Raw genomic sequence first — 14,176 nt, forward strand, 5'->3', positions numbered from 1 at the left:
GCGTCCGCGTCCTGTCAGGCGTCCGCGCCAGGTCAGGCGTCCGCGCCGCGGAACGCCGCGTCCGCGGGCTCCTCCCCGTCCTCCTCCTCGTCGAAGACGGAGCTGACGTCGAAGCGGCAGACGATCCGCTCGGGATCGGCGTGGTCGAAGGGGGCGCTCAGCCACTCCCCCGGTTCCGGGAGCTCCTCGGCGGCGGTGACCCAGAGCGTGGAGTCGCCCTCCTCCAGGCCGAACTCCTTGTGCCGGGAGGCGATCTCGTCCGGTTCGTACTCGCCGAAGAGCACGCCGAGCGCGGCGAGCGGCGAGACTCCGGCCTTGGCGGCCGCCCGGGTGTCCGCGTCGTCGCCGAGCTCGGCGACACGGCGGGCCTGGGCGAGCAGGCGTTGCGGTTCGGCGACGGCGTAGTCGCGGCGGATCAGGAGGCTGAGGGCGTGAGGTTCGTCAGGTCCGTGGTACGGCGGCAGGTTGCCGTCGGCTCCGGGGATCTCGAAGGGGGTCACTTCGTCGTAGCGGTCGTAGAGGAGTTCGTCGTACGCCTCGGCCGCCGTGGCGAGGGCGTTGAAGGCCTCGTAGACGTCCGTGTCGTCGTCTCCCGTGCGGCGTTCGACCGCCGCGAGGTGACGGTCCAGTGCGGCTTTGACCGCCTCGGCGGCGGCACGTACCTCGGCAGCGGTGGGCTGCGCAGCATCAGACATGGGACAGACGCTATCCGTACCGGGCCCGTGCCCGCACAATAGATGCGATGCCGGAATACGAATTTGTCGACGTGTACGTGCCGCGCGGCGTCTCCCGCAAGGAGGCGACGCGGCTCCTGACCGACCATGCCGAGTACGGACACTGGGAGTTGGACCGCCTGAGCCTGCACAGGGACGGGAGCCGCAGAGTGCGGCTGAAGCGGCGGATCATCCGCCAGGTCAGGGCGACCTGGTAGGGCGACGAGGACAGCGAGAAGGGGCCCCGCGGTGTGCGGGGCCCCTGTGCGTGGTGCGGCCGCTACGGCTCAGGCGGCGCTCCGGGCGCGACGGTAGATCAGCGAGCCGGCGAGCAGCAGTCCGGCACCGGCCGGGACGATGAGGCCGAGCGGACCGGAGCCGGTCTCGGCGAGCTCCTCGACGGCCTGCGGCGGGGTGACGATCTGCGTACCGGGAGTGTTCGACCCGCCCCCGGAACTGGGGTTGCCGGGCGTGCCGGGGTGACCCGGGGTGCCGGGGTTACCGGGGGTGCCCGGGGTGCCCGGGGTGCCGGGGTTGCCCGGGTTACCAGGATTCCCAGGGTTACCGGGATTCCCAGGGTTACCCGGGTTCCCGGGGTTCCCGGGGTTCCCGGGGTTACCCGGATTCCCAGGGTTACCGGGGTTGCCCGGATTCCCCGGGTTGCCCGGCTCCTCCTCCCCGTACCCCGTGTCCCCGCCGCCGTTCGCGCAGTCGTTGCCCGTGACGGCGTTGCCCAGGCCGACGCCCGTGACGCCGTTGCCGCAGACGTTCACCGGGACGTCGACCGGTACCTGGACGTTGTTGCCGGAGCCCACGCCCGGAGAGTTGCTCGTGTGTCCGCCGGCGGAGGAGCCGCCGCCGTACGAGGAGGTGTTGGCGCACTTGTTCGCGAAGGCCGGATTCAGCACTCCGACGACATTGACGGTGTTTCCGCAGGCGTTCACCGGTACGTGCACCGGGACCTGGACGGAGTTTCCGGACGCGACGCCCGGGGAATTCATGGCCGTACCGTTCGCGCCGGAATCGGCGTGCGCATATCCGCCGCCGACGGCGGCGAAAACGCCTCCGGCGGCCGCGACGGTGATAAGGCCCTTGCGCGTGACCTGTCGCATAGCTTGTTCCCTGCCTGCTCGGCTTCGAAAAGGTGCCACCGGGCGATCGGCCCGGGGCGGAAATGGCCACCGGCCCCGGAGTGCATGGCACGCACTCCGGGGCCGGACCGGCTCACACCCTCACGGGGCGAGACACAACGTCAGGCGTTGACGCAGGTGTTGCCGAAGGTGGGGTTCAGCAGGCCGATCACGGAGACCGTGTTGCCGCACACGTTCACGGGGACGTGAACCGGCACCTGGACGACGTTGCCCGAGAGCACGCCGGGGGAACCGATGGCGGCACCCTGGGCGCCCGCGTCGGCAACGGCCATGCCCGCACCCGCGAGAACGAGACCGCCGGTGGCAGCCGCAGCAGCGACGACCTTCTTGATCATTATTCCTCCTAGTTGGCAATGCGGCCCCAGCCGCGGACCGCATCACCTGTAACGAGGGGGAATGGTGGGGGCTACGAGCGCCCAGGTTCATTCACTCTTTCCGGTCACATGCAAACGCGCGGACGAATTCGACGGCGTCGTCAGCAGGCGTCGAGGAACCGGTCCAGGACGCGGACGCCGAACGTGAGGCCGTCGACCGGGACCCGCTCGTCCACGCCGTGGAACATGCCGGCGAAGTCGAGCTCCGGCGGCAGCTGGAGCGGCGCGAAGCCGAAGCAGCGGATGCCGAGGTCGTCGAAGGACTTGGCGTCGGTGCCGCCGGAGAGCATGTACGGCACGGCGCGGGCGATCGGGTCCTCGGCGCGCAGCGCCAGCTGCATGGCGTCGACCAGGGCGCCGTCGAAGCTGGTCTCCAGGGCCTTGTCGCCGTGCACGTCCTCGCGCTTCACGCGGGGCCCGAGGATCCGGTCGAGGTCGGCGAGGAACTCCTGCTCGTACCCGGGCAGGAAACGGCCGTCGACGTGCGCCGTGGCCTGGCCGGGGATCACGTTCACCTTGTAGCCGGCGCCGAGCATGGTCGGGGCGGCCGAGTTGCGCAGGGTGGCGCCCACCATCTTGGCGATGCCGCCGAGCTTGGCGAGGGTGCCGTCCATGTCCTCGGGGTCGAGGGGGGTGCCGAGCGCGTCCGAGAGCTCCTCCAGGAAGGACCGCACGGTCTTGGTGACCCGCACCGGCCACTCGTGGCGGCCGAGACGGCCCACCGCCTCGCAGAGCTCCGTGATGGCGTTGTCGTTGTTGGTCATGGAGCCGTGGCCGGCCGTGCCCTCGACGGTCAGACGCATCCAGTGCATGCCCTTCTGGGCCGTCTCGACCAGGTAGAGCCGCAGGTTCTCGTTGACGGTGAAGGAGAAGCCGCCGACCTCGCCGATCGCCTCCGTGACCCCCTCGAAGAGGTCGCGGTGCTTGTCGACCAGGTGCCGGGCGCCGTAGGTGCCGCCGGCCTCCTCGTCGGCGAGGAAGGCCAGGACGATGTCGCGCGGGGGCTTGCGGCCGCTGCGCAGCCGGTCCCGGACGACCGCGAGGGTCATCGCGTCCATGTCCTTCATGTCGACGGCCCCGCGGCCCCAGACGCAGCCGTCGGCGATCTCGCCGGAGAACGGGTGGTGGGTCCAGTCCTCGGCGTTGGCCGGGACGACGTCGGTGTGGCCGTGGATGAGCAGGGCCGGACGCGAGGGGTCCTCCCCCTCGATGCGGGCGACGGTGGAGGCGCGCCCCTTGTGCGACTCGATGATCTTCGGCTCGAGTCCGACCTCCGCGAGCTTCTCGGCGACGTACTCCGCCGCCGCCCGCTCGCCGGGTCCGGAGTGGTCGCCGTAGTTGCTGGTGTCGATGCGGATGAGGTCACGGCAGAGGTCCACCACCTCGTCCTCACCGCTGACGGTCCGGGCCGTGTTCGACTCGCTCACGCTGCTTCCTCCCACTACGTGCCCCACGTGCTTCCAGGTGATCTCCCCCATCCTCCCGCGTGGCCCCCTCGGCGCCCAAGGGCGCCGGTCGGCCGACACGCCGCCGTCACATGCCCGGGGTCCGTCCGGGGGTGGTGATCGCCCCCTCCGAATGTTTGCTATGGTTTTCCTCGTCGGAAGGGCCGAGCGGCCAGGAAGACAGACACCTTGTCCGGGTGGCGGAATGGCAGACGCGCTAGCTTGAGGTGCTAGTGCCCTTTATCGGGCGTGGGGGTTCAAGTCCCCCCTCGGACACCACCGGAAGACCCCACACCACGTGGGGTCTTTCTCGTTTCGGCAGAATTCACGGCAGCAGGAATCACGGCGGCAGGACCGGTGCGACGCAGATCCAAGGGCCCCTCATCGCCCCTCCCCCAGCGGATGGGGATCGACCCCGTGCGGGTGCGGCTTCCGGAGGATCCCGAGGGTGACCCGACGACCGTCGGGGCCTACCTGGCCGACCGGTACGGGGCCGCGGTCGGCGCCGGGCGGATCGAGGAGATGCTGCGGGAGGGGCGGTTCGTCGGGGTCGACGGGCCCGTGGACGCGGACGAGCCGTACGTCGCGGGGCGTCACCTCTGGTTCCACCGGGACTTTCCCGCCGAGACGCCGGTGCCCTTCCCCCTCGGGGTCGTGCACCGGGACGAGCGGATCGTGGTCGTCGACAAGCCGCACTTCCTGGCGACCATGCCCCGGGGGCGGCACGTGACCGAGACCGCGCTGGCCCGGCTGCGGCGTGATCTGGGCCTTCCGCGGCTCCAGCCCGCGCACCGGCTCGACCGGCTGACGGCGGGGCTCGTGCTGTTCGTGGTGCGGGAGGAGGACCGGGGGGCGTACCAGACGCTGTTCCGGGACCGGGTGGTGCGCAAGGAGTACGAGGCGGTGGCGCCGTACGACCCGGCGGTGGAGCTGCCGGTGACCGTGCGGAGCCGGATCGAGAAGGAGCGCGGCGTGATGGCCGCCCGCGAGGTGCCGGGCGAGCCGAACGCCGAGAGCCGGATCGAGCTGCTCGCGCACGCCGGAGGGCTCGGGCGGTACCGGCTGCTGCCGGTGACGGGGCGGACGCATCAGCTGCGGGTGCACATGAACGCGCTGGGGCTGCCGATCCTCGACGACCCGGTGTATCCGGTCGTGCGGGAGGACGGGCCGGAGGACTTCGCGCGTCCGCTGCGACTGCTCGCGCGGACGCTGGAGTTCACCGACCCGTTCTCGGGCGACGAGGTGCGGTTCGAGAGCCGGCTGGCCCTCAGTGGCCCCGTGTGATCCATTCCTCCAGGTGCGGTGCCTCCGCGCCGATCGTCGTCGTGTCGCCGTGGCCGGTGCGGACGACCGTCTCCGGCGGCAGGACGAGGAGCTTCTCGCGGATCGAGTCGACGATCGTCGGGAAGTCCGAGTAGGACCGGCCGGTCGCTCCGGGGCCGCCCTGGAACAGGGTGTCGCCGGTGAAGACGGTGCCCAGCTCGGGGGCGTGCAGACAGACCGCTCCGGGGGCGTGGCCCGGGGTGTGGAGGACCGTGAGGTCCGTGCCGGCGATGGTGAGGACCTGACCGTCGGCGAGCTCGCCGTCCGGGCTGTGGTCGGGGTGGGTGAGCTTCCACAGCGGCTGGTCGGCCGGGTGGAGCAGGATGCGGGCGCCGGTGGCGGCCGCGAGGGCCGGGGCGGCGTCGATGTGGTCGTCGTGGGCGTGGGTGCAGACGATGGCGCGCAGGGCGCGGCCGTCGAGGGCGGCGAGGATCGCGTCGGCGTCGTGGGCGGCGTCGATGACGATGGCCTCGGTGTCGTCGCCGACGATCCAGACGTTGTTGTCGACGTCCCAGGTGCCGCCGTCGAGGCTGAAGGTGCCGGAGGTGACGAGGTGGTCGATGCGGGCGGCCATCAGAGGACCACCACCGAGCGCAGGACGTCGCCCTCGTGCATGCGGGCGAAGGCCTTCTCGACGTCGCCGAGGCCGATGGTCTCGGTGACGAAGGCGGCGAGGTCGATGCGGCCCTGCTGGTGCAGGTCGATGAGCATCGGGAAGTCGCGGGACGGCAGGCAGTCGCCGTACCAGGAGGACTTGAGCGAGCCGCCGCGGCCGAAGACGTCGAGGAGCGGGAGTTCGAGCTTCATCTCGGGGCTGGGGACGCCGACGAGGACGACGGTGCCGGCGAGGTCGCGGGCGTAGAAGGCCTGCTCGTACGTCTCGGGGCGGCCGACGGCCTCGATGACGACGTCGGCGCCGAAGCCGCCGGTGAGCTCGCGGATCGCCTCGACGGCGTCGGCGGTGCGGGAGTTGACGGTGTGGGTGGCGCCCATCTCCGTCGCCTTGGCCAGTTTCCGGTCGTCGATGTCGACGGCGATGATCTTCGCGGCTCCGGCGAGGCGGGAGCCGACGACCGCCGCGTCGCCGACACCGCCGCAGCCGATGACGGCGACGGTGTCGCCGCGGCCGACGTTCCCGGTGTTGATCGCCGCGCCGATGCCGGCCATCACGCCGCAGCCGAGGAGGCCCGCGACCTCGGGGGCGACGGCCGGGTCGACCTTGGTGCACTGGCCGGCGGCGACGAGGGTCTTCTCGGCGAAGGCTCCGATGCCGAGGGCCGGGGAGAGCTCCGTGCCGTCGAGCAGGGTCATCCTCTGCTTGGCGTTGTGGGTGGCGAAGCAGTACCAGGGGCGTCCGCGCAGACAGGCGCGGCAGGTGCCGCAGACGGCACGCCAGTTGAGGATCACGAAGTCGCCGGGGGTGACGTCGGTGACGCCCTCGCCGACGGACTCGACGATTCCGGCGGCCTCGTGGCCGAGCAGGAAGGGGAACTCGTCGTTGATCGCGCCCTGCTTGTAGTGGAGATCGGTGTGACAGACGCCGCAGGCCTGGATCTTCACGACGGCCTCGCCGGGGCCCGGATCGGGGATCACGATGGTCTCGACGCGTACCGGTTCGTTCCTGCCGGGGGCGATGACCCCCTGGACGTGCTGCGGCATCGCGAACTTCCCTTCCTCCGACCGGATCTTGTAAGGCTCTTGCGTACCACTATCTCCTGACAAAAGGCGAGACCCCCGCAGGCCGTGCCTGTGGGGGTCCCGCCGTCTCCCGTGGGGGGAGTCTCAGTCCTGCGGTGCCGCGGAGGTGGCGCGGACGCGGCGGCGGACCAGGAACCAGCCGCCGGTGAGGGCCGCCGCGATGAGCGGCAGGCAGTTCACGGTGGTGCGGCTGATGCCGCCGTCCATCCACATCAGGACGAGGACGGAGGCGAGGAAGCCCAGCGTGACGATCTGGGTGTACGGGGCCCAGGGCAGGTTGTAGCCGGGGCGGGTGACCTTGCCCTGCTCGGCGCTGCGCCAGAAGAGCAGCGAGCAGACCATGATCATGGCCCAGGTGCCGATGATGCCGATGGAGGCGAAGTTGAGGACCAGCTCGAAGGCCTCGCCCGGCATGACGTAGTTGAGGAAGACACCGGCGACGCCGAAGCCCGCGGTGAGCAGGATGCCGCCGTACGGCACGCCGCCCTTGTTCATGACGCCGGTGAACTTGGGCGCGGAGCCCGAGAGCGACATGGAGCGCAGGATGCGGCCGGTGGAGTACAGGCCCGAGTTGAGGCTGGAGAGGGCGGCGGTGAGGACGACGAGGTTCATCACGCCGGCGGCGCCGGGGATGCCCAGCTTGTCGAAGACGGTGACGAAGGGGCTCTGGTCGCCGGAGTACGCGGTGTACGGGAGGATCAGCGCGAGCAGGACGACGGAGCCGACGTAGAAGAGGCCCACGCGCCACATGATCGAGTTGATCGCCTTCGGCATGATCTTCTCGGGGTTCTCGGTCTCGCCGGCGGCGACGCCGCAGAGCTCGACGGAGGCGTAGGCGAAGACGACGCCCTGGATGAGCAGCAGCATCGGCATCATGCCGTTGGGGAAGATGCCGCCGTTGTCGGTGATGTTGGCGAGGCCGGGGGTGTGGCCGCCGACGTCGTGGGAGGTGACCACGAGGAAGATGCCGACGAGCATGAAGGCGACCAGGGCGGCGACCTTGATGATCGCGAACCAGAACTCCATCTCGCCGAAGTACTTCACGGAGATGAGGTTGGCGGCGAGGACGACCGCGAGGGCGATCAGGGCGAGGACCCACTGCGGGACGTCGCTGAACATGGCCCAGAAGTGGGCGTAGGTGGCGGCCGCGGTGATGTCGGCGACGGCCGTGGTCGACCAGTTGAGGAAGTACAGCCAGCCGGCCGTGTAGGCGCCCTTCTCGCCCATGAACTCACGGGCGTAGGAGACGAAGGCGCCGGAGGACGGGCGGTAGAGCACCAGCTCGCCGAGCGCGCGCACCACGAAGAAGGCGAAGACGCCGCAGACGGCGTACGCGATGAAGAGGGAGGGGCCCGCCTGGGACATGCGGCCGCCGGCGCCGAGGAAGAGTCCGGTGCCGATGGCTCCGCCGATGGCGATCATGTTGATGTGCCGGGACTTGAGGTCCTTGCGGTATCCGGCGTCGCCTGCGTCGACGTGGGGGGATGCGGCCGGGTTCGCCGGTGCGGCGGACAGCGGCTCGGCCGCGATGACGCGGTCAGTCATGGAGTTGTTCGCCTTCGTGAGGGGAGCTGTGCGGTGCCCGGCCGTACCTGGCTGGGGGGTGTCCCCGGCACGGCCAGCGGACATCCTCACGGCAAACGGCGCCCACAGACTGTGGCGCATGTCACTGAACGCCCATATTTGAGCTAGTTCAGAGCTTTACGGGGGGCTTATGGCCCCCTAGGGGGCGAGAACGTCCAGTTCCCGGAGGGCACCGACCGCGATCTGGCGGGTGAGCTCCTCGGCGCGGGCCGCGTCCCGCTCCCGGACGGCCTCGGCGACCTGGACGTGGAGGGTGACGGCGGCGGGGTCGGGGTCCTCGAACATCACGTGGTGGTGGGTGCGGCCGGTGAGGACCTCGGCGACGACGTCGCCGAGGCGGGCGAACATCTCGTTCCCCGAGGCGTTGAGCACGACGCGGTGGAAGGCGATGTCGTGGACGAGGTAGTCCTCCAGGCGCCGGCCGCGCGAGGTGGCGACCATGCCGAGGGCCTGCTCGGTGAGCTCGCGGCACTGCTCGGGGGTGGCGTTCAGGGCGGCCAGGCCCGCCGCGACCGGTTCGACGGCCGAGCGGAGCACGGTGAGCGAGCGGAGCTGGCGGGGGCGGTCGGCGCCCGCCAGCCGCCAGCGGATGACCTGGGGGTCGTACACGTTCCAGCTGGCCGTGGGGAGCACGGTCACGCCGACGCGGCGGCGGGACTCGACGAGGTGCATGGACTCCAGGACGCGGACGACCTCGCGGACCACGGTCCGGGAGACGTCGAAGCGCTGGGCGAGCTCGTCGGTGCGCAGCACGGTGCCCGGCGGGTACTCCCCCGCGGTGATCGCGAGACCCAGGGTGGCCAGGACGTGTGAGTGGAGTCCCTGGGCCGGTGTCGTCATGGCGATCAGCCTATGCGCGCGGGCCCGGATGATCACACCCGGGAATTAAAAGTACGACTTTTATGTCACAGGCTCTTGAATACGTCGTACCCAATGGGTTTCATGAGCGCGACGGATCCACCGAATCGATGTCGAAGAAGACAGCGAGGCACCCCCATGAGCACCACCCCCCTCTCCGCTCCCCCGGTCGTCGTCGTGATGGGCGTCGCCGGGACCGGCAAGACCACCATCGGTCCGCTGGTCGCGGAGGCGCTCGGCCTGCCGTACGCCGAGGGCGACGACTTCCACCCGGCGGCCAACGTCGCCAAGATGTCGGCCGGCACGCCGCTGGACGACACGGACCGGGAGCCGTGGCTCGACGCGATCGGAGCGTGGGCGCACAGCCGGGCCGGGCTCGGCGGGGTCGTGAGCAGCTCCGCGCTCAAGCGGAGGTACCGGGACCGGCTGCGCGCCGCCGCGCCCGGGGTCGTCTTCCTGCATCTGACCGGTGGCCGGGAGCTGATCGAGGGGCGGATGGCCGCGCGCAAGGGGCACTTCATGCCCACGGCGCTCCTCGACTCGCAGTTCGCCACCCTGCAGCCGCTGCAGGACGACGAGGCCGGCGTCGCCGTCGACGTCTCCGGCACCCCGGAGGAGATCACCGGCCGCGCGGTCGCCGCCCTGCGCGGCCTGGCCGGCTGACCCTCCCCGCAACCCCCCGCGCCCCCGTCCCCCACCTGCCCGTACGAAGGACACCACCGTGACCAGTCTCAGCGTCGAGACCCTGGCAGCGGACGCCGCCGAACCGATCACCTCGGCAGGCAACGCCCAGCTCGGGATCGCCGTGCTCGCCGGCATCGCCGTCATCGTCCTGCTCATCACCAAGTTCAAGCTGCACGCGTTCCTGGCGCTGACCATCGGGTCGCTGGCCCTCGGCGCGTTCGCGGGTGCCCCGCTCGCGGACACCATCAAGTCCTTCAGCACCGGACTCGGCAACACCGTCGCCGGTGTGGGCGTGCTCATCGCGCTCGGCGCCATCCTCGGCAAGCTGCTCGCCGACTCCGGAGGCGCCGACCAGATCGTCGACACGATCCTGGCGCGGACCGGCAAGAAGGCCATGCCGTGGGCGATGGTCCTGATCGCCTCCGTGATCGGCCTGCCGCTCTTCTTCGAGGTCGGGATCGTGCTGCTGATCCCGGTGGTGCTCATGGTCGCCAAGCGCGGCAACTACTCGCTCATGCGGATCGGGATCCCCGCCCTGGCCGGTCTGTCCGTGATGCACGGGCTCATCCCGCCGCACCCCGGCCCGCTCGTCGCGATCGACGCGGTCGGAGCCAACCTGGGCGTGACGCTCGCGCTGGGCCTCGTCGTCGCGATCCCCACCGTGATCATCGCCGGTCCGGTCTTCTCCCGGTACGCCGCCCGCTGGGTGGACATCCAGGCCCCGGAGGCGATGATCCCGGCCCGCCCCTCCGAGGACCTGGAGAAGCGCCCCGGCTTCGCCGCCACGGTCGCGACCATCCTGCTGCCCGTCGTCCTGATGCTGGTCAAGGCGCTCGTCGACATCGTGGTCGACGACCCCGAGAACGGGGTGCAGAAGGTCACGGACGTGATCGGCTCCCCGCTGATCGCCCTGCTCGCGGCCGTCATAGTCGGGATGTTCACGCTGGGCCGCGCGGCCGGTTTCACCAAGGCGCGGCTGAACTCGACCGTCGAGAAGTCCCTCGCTCCCATCGCCGGCATCCTGCTGATCGTCGGCGCGGGCGGCGGCTTCAAGCAGACGCTGATCGACATCGGCGTCGGCCAGATGATCCTCGACTTCTCGAAGAACTGGTCGATCCCGGCCCTGCTGCTCGCCTGGCTGATCGCGGTCGCGATCCGGCTGGCGACCGGCTCGGCCACGGTGGCGACGATCTCGGCCGCCGGCCTGGTGGCTCCGCTCGCCGAAGGCATGTCGACCGGCGAGGTCTCGCTGCTCGTCCTCGCCATCGGTGCCGGTTCGCTCTTCTTCAGCCATGTGAACGACGCAGGGTTCTGGCTGGTCAAGGAGTACTTCGGCATGAGCGTCGGTCAGACGGTCAAGACCTGGTCGGTGATGGAGACGATCATCTCGGTCGTCGGCATCGTGTTCGTGCTGCTGCTGTCGCTGGTGCTGTAGCCGATTCCGTACGCGACGAGGGGCCCCGGATCTCCGGGGCCCCTCCGTCGTGTTCAGCCCCGCAGCAGGCTCAGGACCTTCACCCCGAGCTCCAGGGCCTCGCCGGGCGACTCGACCGACTGCTGGAGGTCGACGAAGCAGCCGTCCGCGCCGGTGTCCCGCACGCCGGAGAGCACACCGGCGATCGCGTCCGCCGTGGCTCCGGGGGCGGGGTTGCAGCGGACCTGCCGGCGCAGGGCGTCCGGATCGCGGCCGGCCTCCTCGGCGGCGCGCCGGGCCACGTCCCACAGGCCCTCGGCCGCCCCGGGCGGCAGGACGGCGCCGACCCAGCCGTCGGCCCGGCGGCCGACCCGGCGCAGGGCGGCCGGGCTGAAGCCGCCGAGGTAGACGGGCGGTCCGGCGGGCCGGACGGGGCGGAGGCCGACGTACGCGACGGGGATCGTCCAGCGGGGTCCCTCGTGGCCGAACTCCTCCTGGGTCCAGAAGCCGTGCAGGACGTCGAGCAGCTCGTCGAGGAGGGCGCCGCGCCGGCCGAAGTCGGCCCCGACGGCGGTGTACTCGTCGCGCAGCCAGCCGATGCCGAGACCGACGTCGAGGCGTCCGCCGCTGACCTGGTCGAGCGAGGTGAGGGAGCGGGCGAGCAGGGCCGGCGGGTACCAGGGGCCGTTGAGGGTGCTCGTGCCGAGGCGGGCGCGGGAGGTCGCGCCCGCGGCGACGGTGAGCACGGTCAGCGGGTCGAGGAAGGTCTTGTACTGGTGGGGGTACGGGTTCTCCGGCGTGTGGCCCGGGTAGACGTCGCCGGGCGCGACCGGGGTCAGGGCGCGGTCGCCGACCCAGAACGAGTCGAACCCGGCGTCCTCGGCGTCCCGCGCGAAGGCGGCGATGCGGTCGGCTCGGGCGTGGGTGCCGTACTGGGGCAGTGCGATGCCTATCTCCATGGCCTCATCCTGGACAGCGGGGCGGCGCGCGACACGAAGGGGTGCGCGTGTGAGCCGCGCCACAGGCCGGGCGGTCCCTCAGCCCACGGCCCCAGCCACCGCCTCAGCCCACCGCCTCGCGTCACCGCCTCAGCCCACCGGCCTCAGCCCACCGCCTCGCCTCACGGCCTCAGCCCACGGCCCCAGCCACCGCCTCGCCTCACGGCCTCAGCCCACGGCCCCAGCCACCGCCTCGCGTCACCGCCTCAGCCCACTGCCCTGGCCGCCGCCCGGCCCGCCGCGCGGCCCGAGAAGATGCAGCCGCCGAGGAAGGTGCCTTCGAGGGAGCGGTAGCCGTGGACCCCGCCTCCGCCGAAGCCGGCCGCCTCCCCCGCCGCGTACACGCCGTCCAGGGGCTCGCCGCCCTCCGTCAGGACGCGGGAGTCGAGGTCGGTCTCCAGGCCGCCGAGGGACTTGCGGGTGAGGATGTTGAGCCGGACGGCGATCAGCGGTCCCGCCTTCGGGTCGAGGATCCGGTGCGGGGCCGCCGTGCGGATCAGCTTGTCGCCCAGGTACCTGCGGGCGCCGCGGATCGCCGTGACCTGGAGGTCCTTGGTGAAGGGGTTGGCGATCTCGCGGTCGCGGGCGGTGATCTCGCGGCGCAGGTCGGCCTCGTCGATGAGGGGCTCGTCGGTGAGCGCGTTCATGCCGCGGACCAGGGCGGAGAGGTCGTTCTCGACGACGAAGTCGACGCCGTGGTCCATGAAGGCCCGGACCGGGGCCGGTACGTCGGCGCGGGCGCGGCCGAGGACGTCGCGGACGGACTTGCCGGTGAGGTCGGGGTTCTGCTCGGAGCCGGAGAGGGCGAACTCCTTGCCGATGATCCGCTGGTCGAGGACGAACCAGGTGTGGTCGTGGCCGGTGCGCATGATGTGTTCGAGGGTGCCCAGGGTGTCGAAGCCCGGGAACAGCGGGACGGGCAGGCGCTTGCCGGTCGCGTCGAACCAGAGGGAGGACGGGCCGGGCAGGATGCGGATGCCGTGGCGGGCCCAGAGGGGGTTCCAGTTCTCGATGCCCTCGGTGTAGTGCCACATCCGGTCGCGGTTGATGTGGTGGGCGCCCGCCTTCTCGGCGATGCCGAGCATGAGTCCGTCGACGTGGGCGGGGACTCCGGAGAGCAGCTTGGCGGGCGGGGTGCCGAGCCGGGCGGGCCACTGCGCGCGGACGAGGTCGTGGTTGCCACCGATGCCGCCGGAGGTGACGATCACGGCCTGGGCCCGGAGCTCGAAGGCGCCCGTGACCTCGCGGCCCGACGCGGTGCCGCGGGCGGCCGTGGACGGGGCCAGGATCTCGCCGGAGACGGTGTCGACGGCTCCGGCCGTGCGGCCGAGGCCGGTGACGCGGTGCCGGAAGCGGAGGTCGACGAGGCCGCGTGCGGCGCCCGCGCGGACCCTGCGCTCGAAGGGGGCGACGAGGCCGGGTCCGGTGCCCCAGGTGATGTGGAAGCGGGGTACGGAGTTGCCGTGGCCGTTCGCGTCGTAGCCGCCGCGCTCGGCCCAGCCGACGACGGGGAAGAAGCGCACCCCGCGTGCGTGGAGCCAGGCGCGCTTCTCGCCGGCGGCGAAGTCGACGTACGCCTCGGCCCACTTCCGCGGCCAGCGGTCCTCGGCACGGTCGAAGCCGGCGGTGCCGAACCAGTCCTGGAGGGCCAGGGCGTGGCTGTCCTTGACGCGCATCCTGCGCTGCTCGGGCGAGTCGACGAGGAACAGGCCGCCGAAGGACCAGTGGGCCTGACCGCCGAGGGACTGCTCGGGTTCCTGGTCGAGGAGGATCACGGTGCGGCCGGCGTCGACCAGCTCGGCGGTGGCGACGAGGCCGGCGAGGCCCGCCCCGATCACGATCACATCAGCGTCGTAGGACATGGACCGCATCTTGGATACACGGATGTATCGAGTCAACCGTCCGCCCTGTTTTCCCGGTCTTTCGCTTTTCTA

At 71.3% G+C, this 14,176-nt stretch carries 14 protein-coding genes and 1 tRNA gene; 5 read left to right on the forward strand and 10 right to left on the reverse strand.

Annotated features, from left to right (window positions below):
• Window positions 1-32: 32 nt before the first annotated feature.
• Window positions 33-695 (reverse strand): hypothetical protein, encoded by a 663-nt coding sequence (locus tag ABTY59_RS21400; RefSeq protein ID WP_352020584.1) that lies wholly within the window; start codon window positions 693-695, stop codon window positions 33-35.
• Window positions 696-742: 47 nt separating this feature from the next.
• Between ABTY59_RS21400 and ABTY59_RS21405 the strand changes: the two genes are divergently transcribed.
• Window positions 743-931: a DUF5703 family protein gene (locus ABTY59_RS21405; protein WP_015032473.1), complete on the forward strand. Its 189-nt coding sequence runs from the start codon at window positions 743-745 to the stop codon at window positions 929-931.
• A 69-nt stretch (window positions 932-1,000) separates the two neighbouring features.
• On the opposite strand, the gene ABTY59_RS21410 is transcribed toward ABTY59_RS21405, so the two are convergent.
• The 3 genes from ABTY59_RS21410 to ABTY59_RS21420 form a co-directional block, all read right to left on the reverse strand.
• Complete coding sequence (locus tag ABTY59_RS21410; RefSeq protein ID WP_352020585.1) at window positions 1,001-1,825, reverse strand: chaplin; 825 nt, start codon at window positions 1,823-1,825, stop codon at window positions 1,001-1,003.
• A 140-nt stretch (window positions 1,826-1,965) separates the two neighbouring features.
• Window positions 1,966-2,199 (reverse strand): chaplin ChpH, encoded by a 234-nt coding sequence (gene chpH / locus ABTY59_RS21415; RefSeq protein ID WP_318107813.1) that lies wholly within the window; start codon window positions 2,197-2,199, stop codon window positions 1,966-1,968.
• A 140-nt stretch (window positions 2,200-2,339) separates the two neighbouring features.
• Window positions 2,340-3,665 (reverse strand): M20/M25/M40 family metallo-hydrolase, encoded by a 1,326-nt coding sequence (locus ABTY59_RS21420; RefSeq protein WP_352020586.1) that lies wholly within the window; start codon window positions 3,663-3,665, stop codon window positions 2,340-2,342.
• 209 nt (window positions 3,666-3,874) lie between these two features.
• On the opposite strand from ABTY59_RS21420, the gene ABTY59_RS21425 reads away from it, so the two are divergent.
• Both ABTY59_RS21425 and ABTY59_RS21430 read left to right on the forward strand, forming a co-directional pair.
• Window positions 3,875-3,962, forward strand: a tRNA-Leu gene (locus ABTY59_RS21425).
• A gap of 78 nt (window positions 3,963-4,040) precedes the next feature.
• Entirely contained in the window at window positions 4,041-4,967 is a 927-nt protein-coding gene (locus ABTY59_RS21430) for a pseudouridine synthase (protein ID WP_352020587.1), read from the forward strand.
• Here the strand turns inward: ABTY59_RS21430 and ABTY59_RS21435 are convergent.
• The 4 genes from ABTY59_RS21435 to ABTY59_RS21450 form a co-directional block, all read right to left on the reverse strand.
• Window positions 4,951-5,580, reverse strand: coding sequence for an MBL fold metallo-hydrolase (locus ABTY59_RS21435; protein ID WP_352020588.1), 630 nt, complete (start codon window positions 5,578-5,580; stop codon window positions 4,951-4,953). The genes ABTY59_RS21430 and ABTY59_RS21435 overlap by 17 nt on opposite strands.
• Entirely contained in the window at window positions 5,580-6,665 is a 1,086-nt protein-coding gene (locus ABTY59_RS21440) for an S-(hydroxymethyl)mycothiol dehydrogenase (RefSeq protein WP_352020589.1), read from the reverse strand. The genes ABTY59_RS21435 and ABTY59_RS21440 overlap by 1 nt, the downstream gene beginning before the upstream one ends.
• 123 nt (window positions 6,666-6,788) lie before the next feature.
• Window positions 6,789-8,249 (reverse strand): amino acid permease, encoded by a 1,461-nt coding sequence (locus ABTY59_RS21445; RefSeq protein ID WP_352020590.1) that lies wholly within the window; start codon window positions 8,247-8,249, stop codon window positions 6,789-6,791.
• Between the two features lie 177 nt (window positions 8,250-8,426).
• Window positions 8,427-9,128, reverse strand: coding sequence for a FadR/GntR family transcriptional regulator (locus ABTY59_RS21450; protein WP_352020591.1), 702 nt, complete (start codon window positions 9,126-9,128; stop codon window positions 8,427-8,429).
• 156 nt (window positions 9,129-9,284) lie between these two features.
• On the opposite strand from ABTY59_RS21450, the gene ABTY59_RS21455 reads away from it, so the two are divergent.
• The gene (locus tag ABTY59_RS21455) at window positions 9,285-9,809 is read left to right on the forward strand and encodes a gluconokinase (protein ID WP_352020592.1); all 525 of its coding nucleotides are present in this window, start codon (window positions 9,285-9,287) and stop codon (window positions 9,807-9,809) included.
• Between the two features lie 58 nt (window positions 9,810-9,867).
• Window positions 9,868-11,265: a GntT/GntP/DsdX family permease gene (locus ABTY59_RS21460; protein ID WP_352020593.1), complete on the forward strand. Its 1,398-nt coding sequence runs from the start codon at window positions 9,868-9,870 to the stop codon at window positions 11,263-11,265.
• Between the two features lie 53 nt (window positions 11,266-11,318).
• On the opposite strand, the gene ABTY59_RS21465 is transcribed toward ABTY59_RS21460, so the two are convergent.
• Together ABTY59_RS21465 and ABTY59_RS21470 are read right to left on the reverse strand one after the other, a co-directional pair.
• The gene (locus ABTY59_RS21465; protein WP_352020594.1) at window positions 11,319-12,203 is read right to left on the reverse strand and encodes a TIGR03619 family F420-dependent LLM class oxidoreductase; all 885 of its coding nucleotides are present in this window, start codon (window positions 12,201-12,203) and stop codon (window positions 11,319-11,321) included.
• 245 nt (window positions 12,204-12,448) lie between these two features.
• The gene (locus tag ABTY59_RS21470; RefSeq protein WP_352020595.1) at window positions 12,449-14,104 is read right to left on the reverse strand and encodes an FAD-binding dehydrogenase; all 1,656 of its coding nucleotides are present in this window, start codon (window positions 14,102-14,104) and stop codon (window positions 12,449-12,451) included.
• Window positions 14,105-14,176: the final 72 nt, after the last annotated feature.

Source organism: Streptomyces sp. NPDC096079 (assembly GCF_040303145.1).
GTDB lineage: Bacteria > Actinomycetota > Actinomycetes > Streptomycetales > Streptomycetaceae > Streptomyces.

Excerpts from the sequence above, each read along its gene's own strand:
- ABTY59_RS21455 (WP_352020592.1), top strand. The coding sequence starts at position 9,285 with ATGAGCACCACCCCCCTCTCCGCTCCCCCGGTCGTCGTCGTGATGGGC.
- ABTY59_RS21465 (WP_352020594.1), bottom strand. The coding sequence starts at position 12,203 with ATGGAGATAGGCATCGCACTGCCCCAGTACGGCACCCACGCCCGAGCC.
- ABTY59_RS21405 (WP_015032473.1), top strand. The coding sequence starts at position 743 with ATGCCGGAATACGAATTTGTCGACGTGTACGTGCCGCGCGGCGTCTCC.
- ABTY59_RS21435 (WP_352020588.1), bottom strand. The coding sequence starts at position 5,580 with ATGGCCGCCCGCATCGACCACCTCGTCACCTCCGGCACCTTCAGCCTC.
- chpH (WP_318107813.1), bottom strand. The coding sequence starts at position 2,199 with ATGATCAAGAAGGTCGTCGCTGCTGCGGCTGCCACCGGCGGTCTCGTT.
- ABTY59_RS21410 (WP_352020585.1), bottom strand. The coding sequence starts at position 1,825 with ATGCGACAGGTCACGCGCAAGGGCCTTATCACCGTCGCGGCCGCCGGA.
- ABTY59_RS21450 (WP_352020591.1), bottom strand. The coding sequence starts at position 9,128 with ATGACGACACCGGCCCAGGGACTCCACTCACACGTCCTGGCCACCCTG.
- ABTY59_RS21440 (WP_352020589.1), bottom strand. The coding sequence starts at position 6,665 with ATGCCGCAGCACGTCCAGGGGGTCATCGCCCCCGGCAGGAACGAACCG.
- ABTY59_RS21470 (WP_352020595.1), bottom strand. The coding sequence starts at position 14,104 with ATGTCCTACGACGCTGATGTGATCGTGATCGGGGCGGGCCTCGCCGGC.
- ABTY59_RS21400 (WP_352020584.1), bottom strand. The coding sequence starts at position 695 with ATGTCTGATGCTGCGCAGCCCACCGCTGCCGAGGTACGTGCCGCCGCC.
- ABTY59_RS21445 (WP_352020590.1), bottom strand. The coding sequence starts at position 8,249 with ATGACTGACCGCGTCATCGCGGCCGAGCCGCTGTCCGCCGCACCGGCG.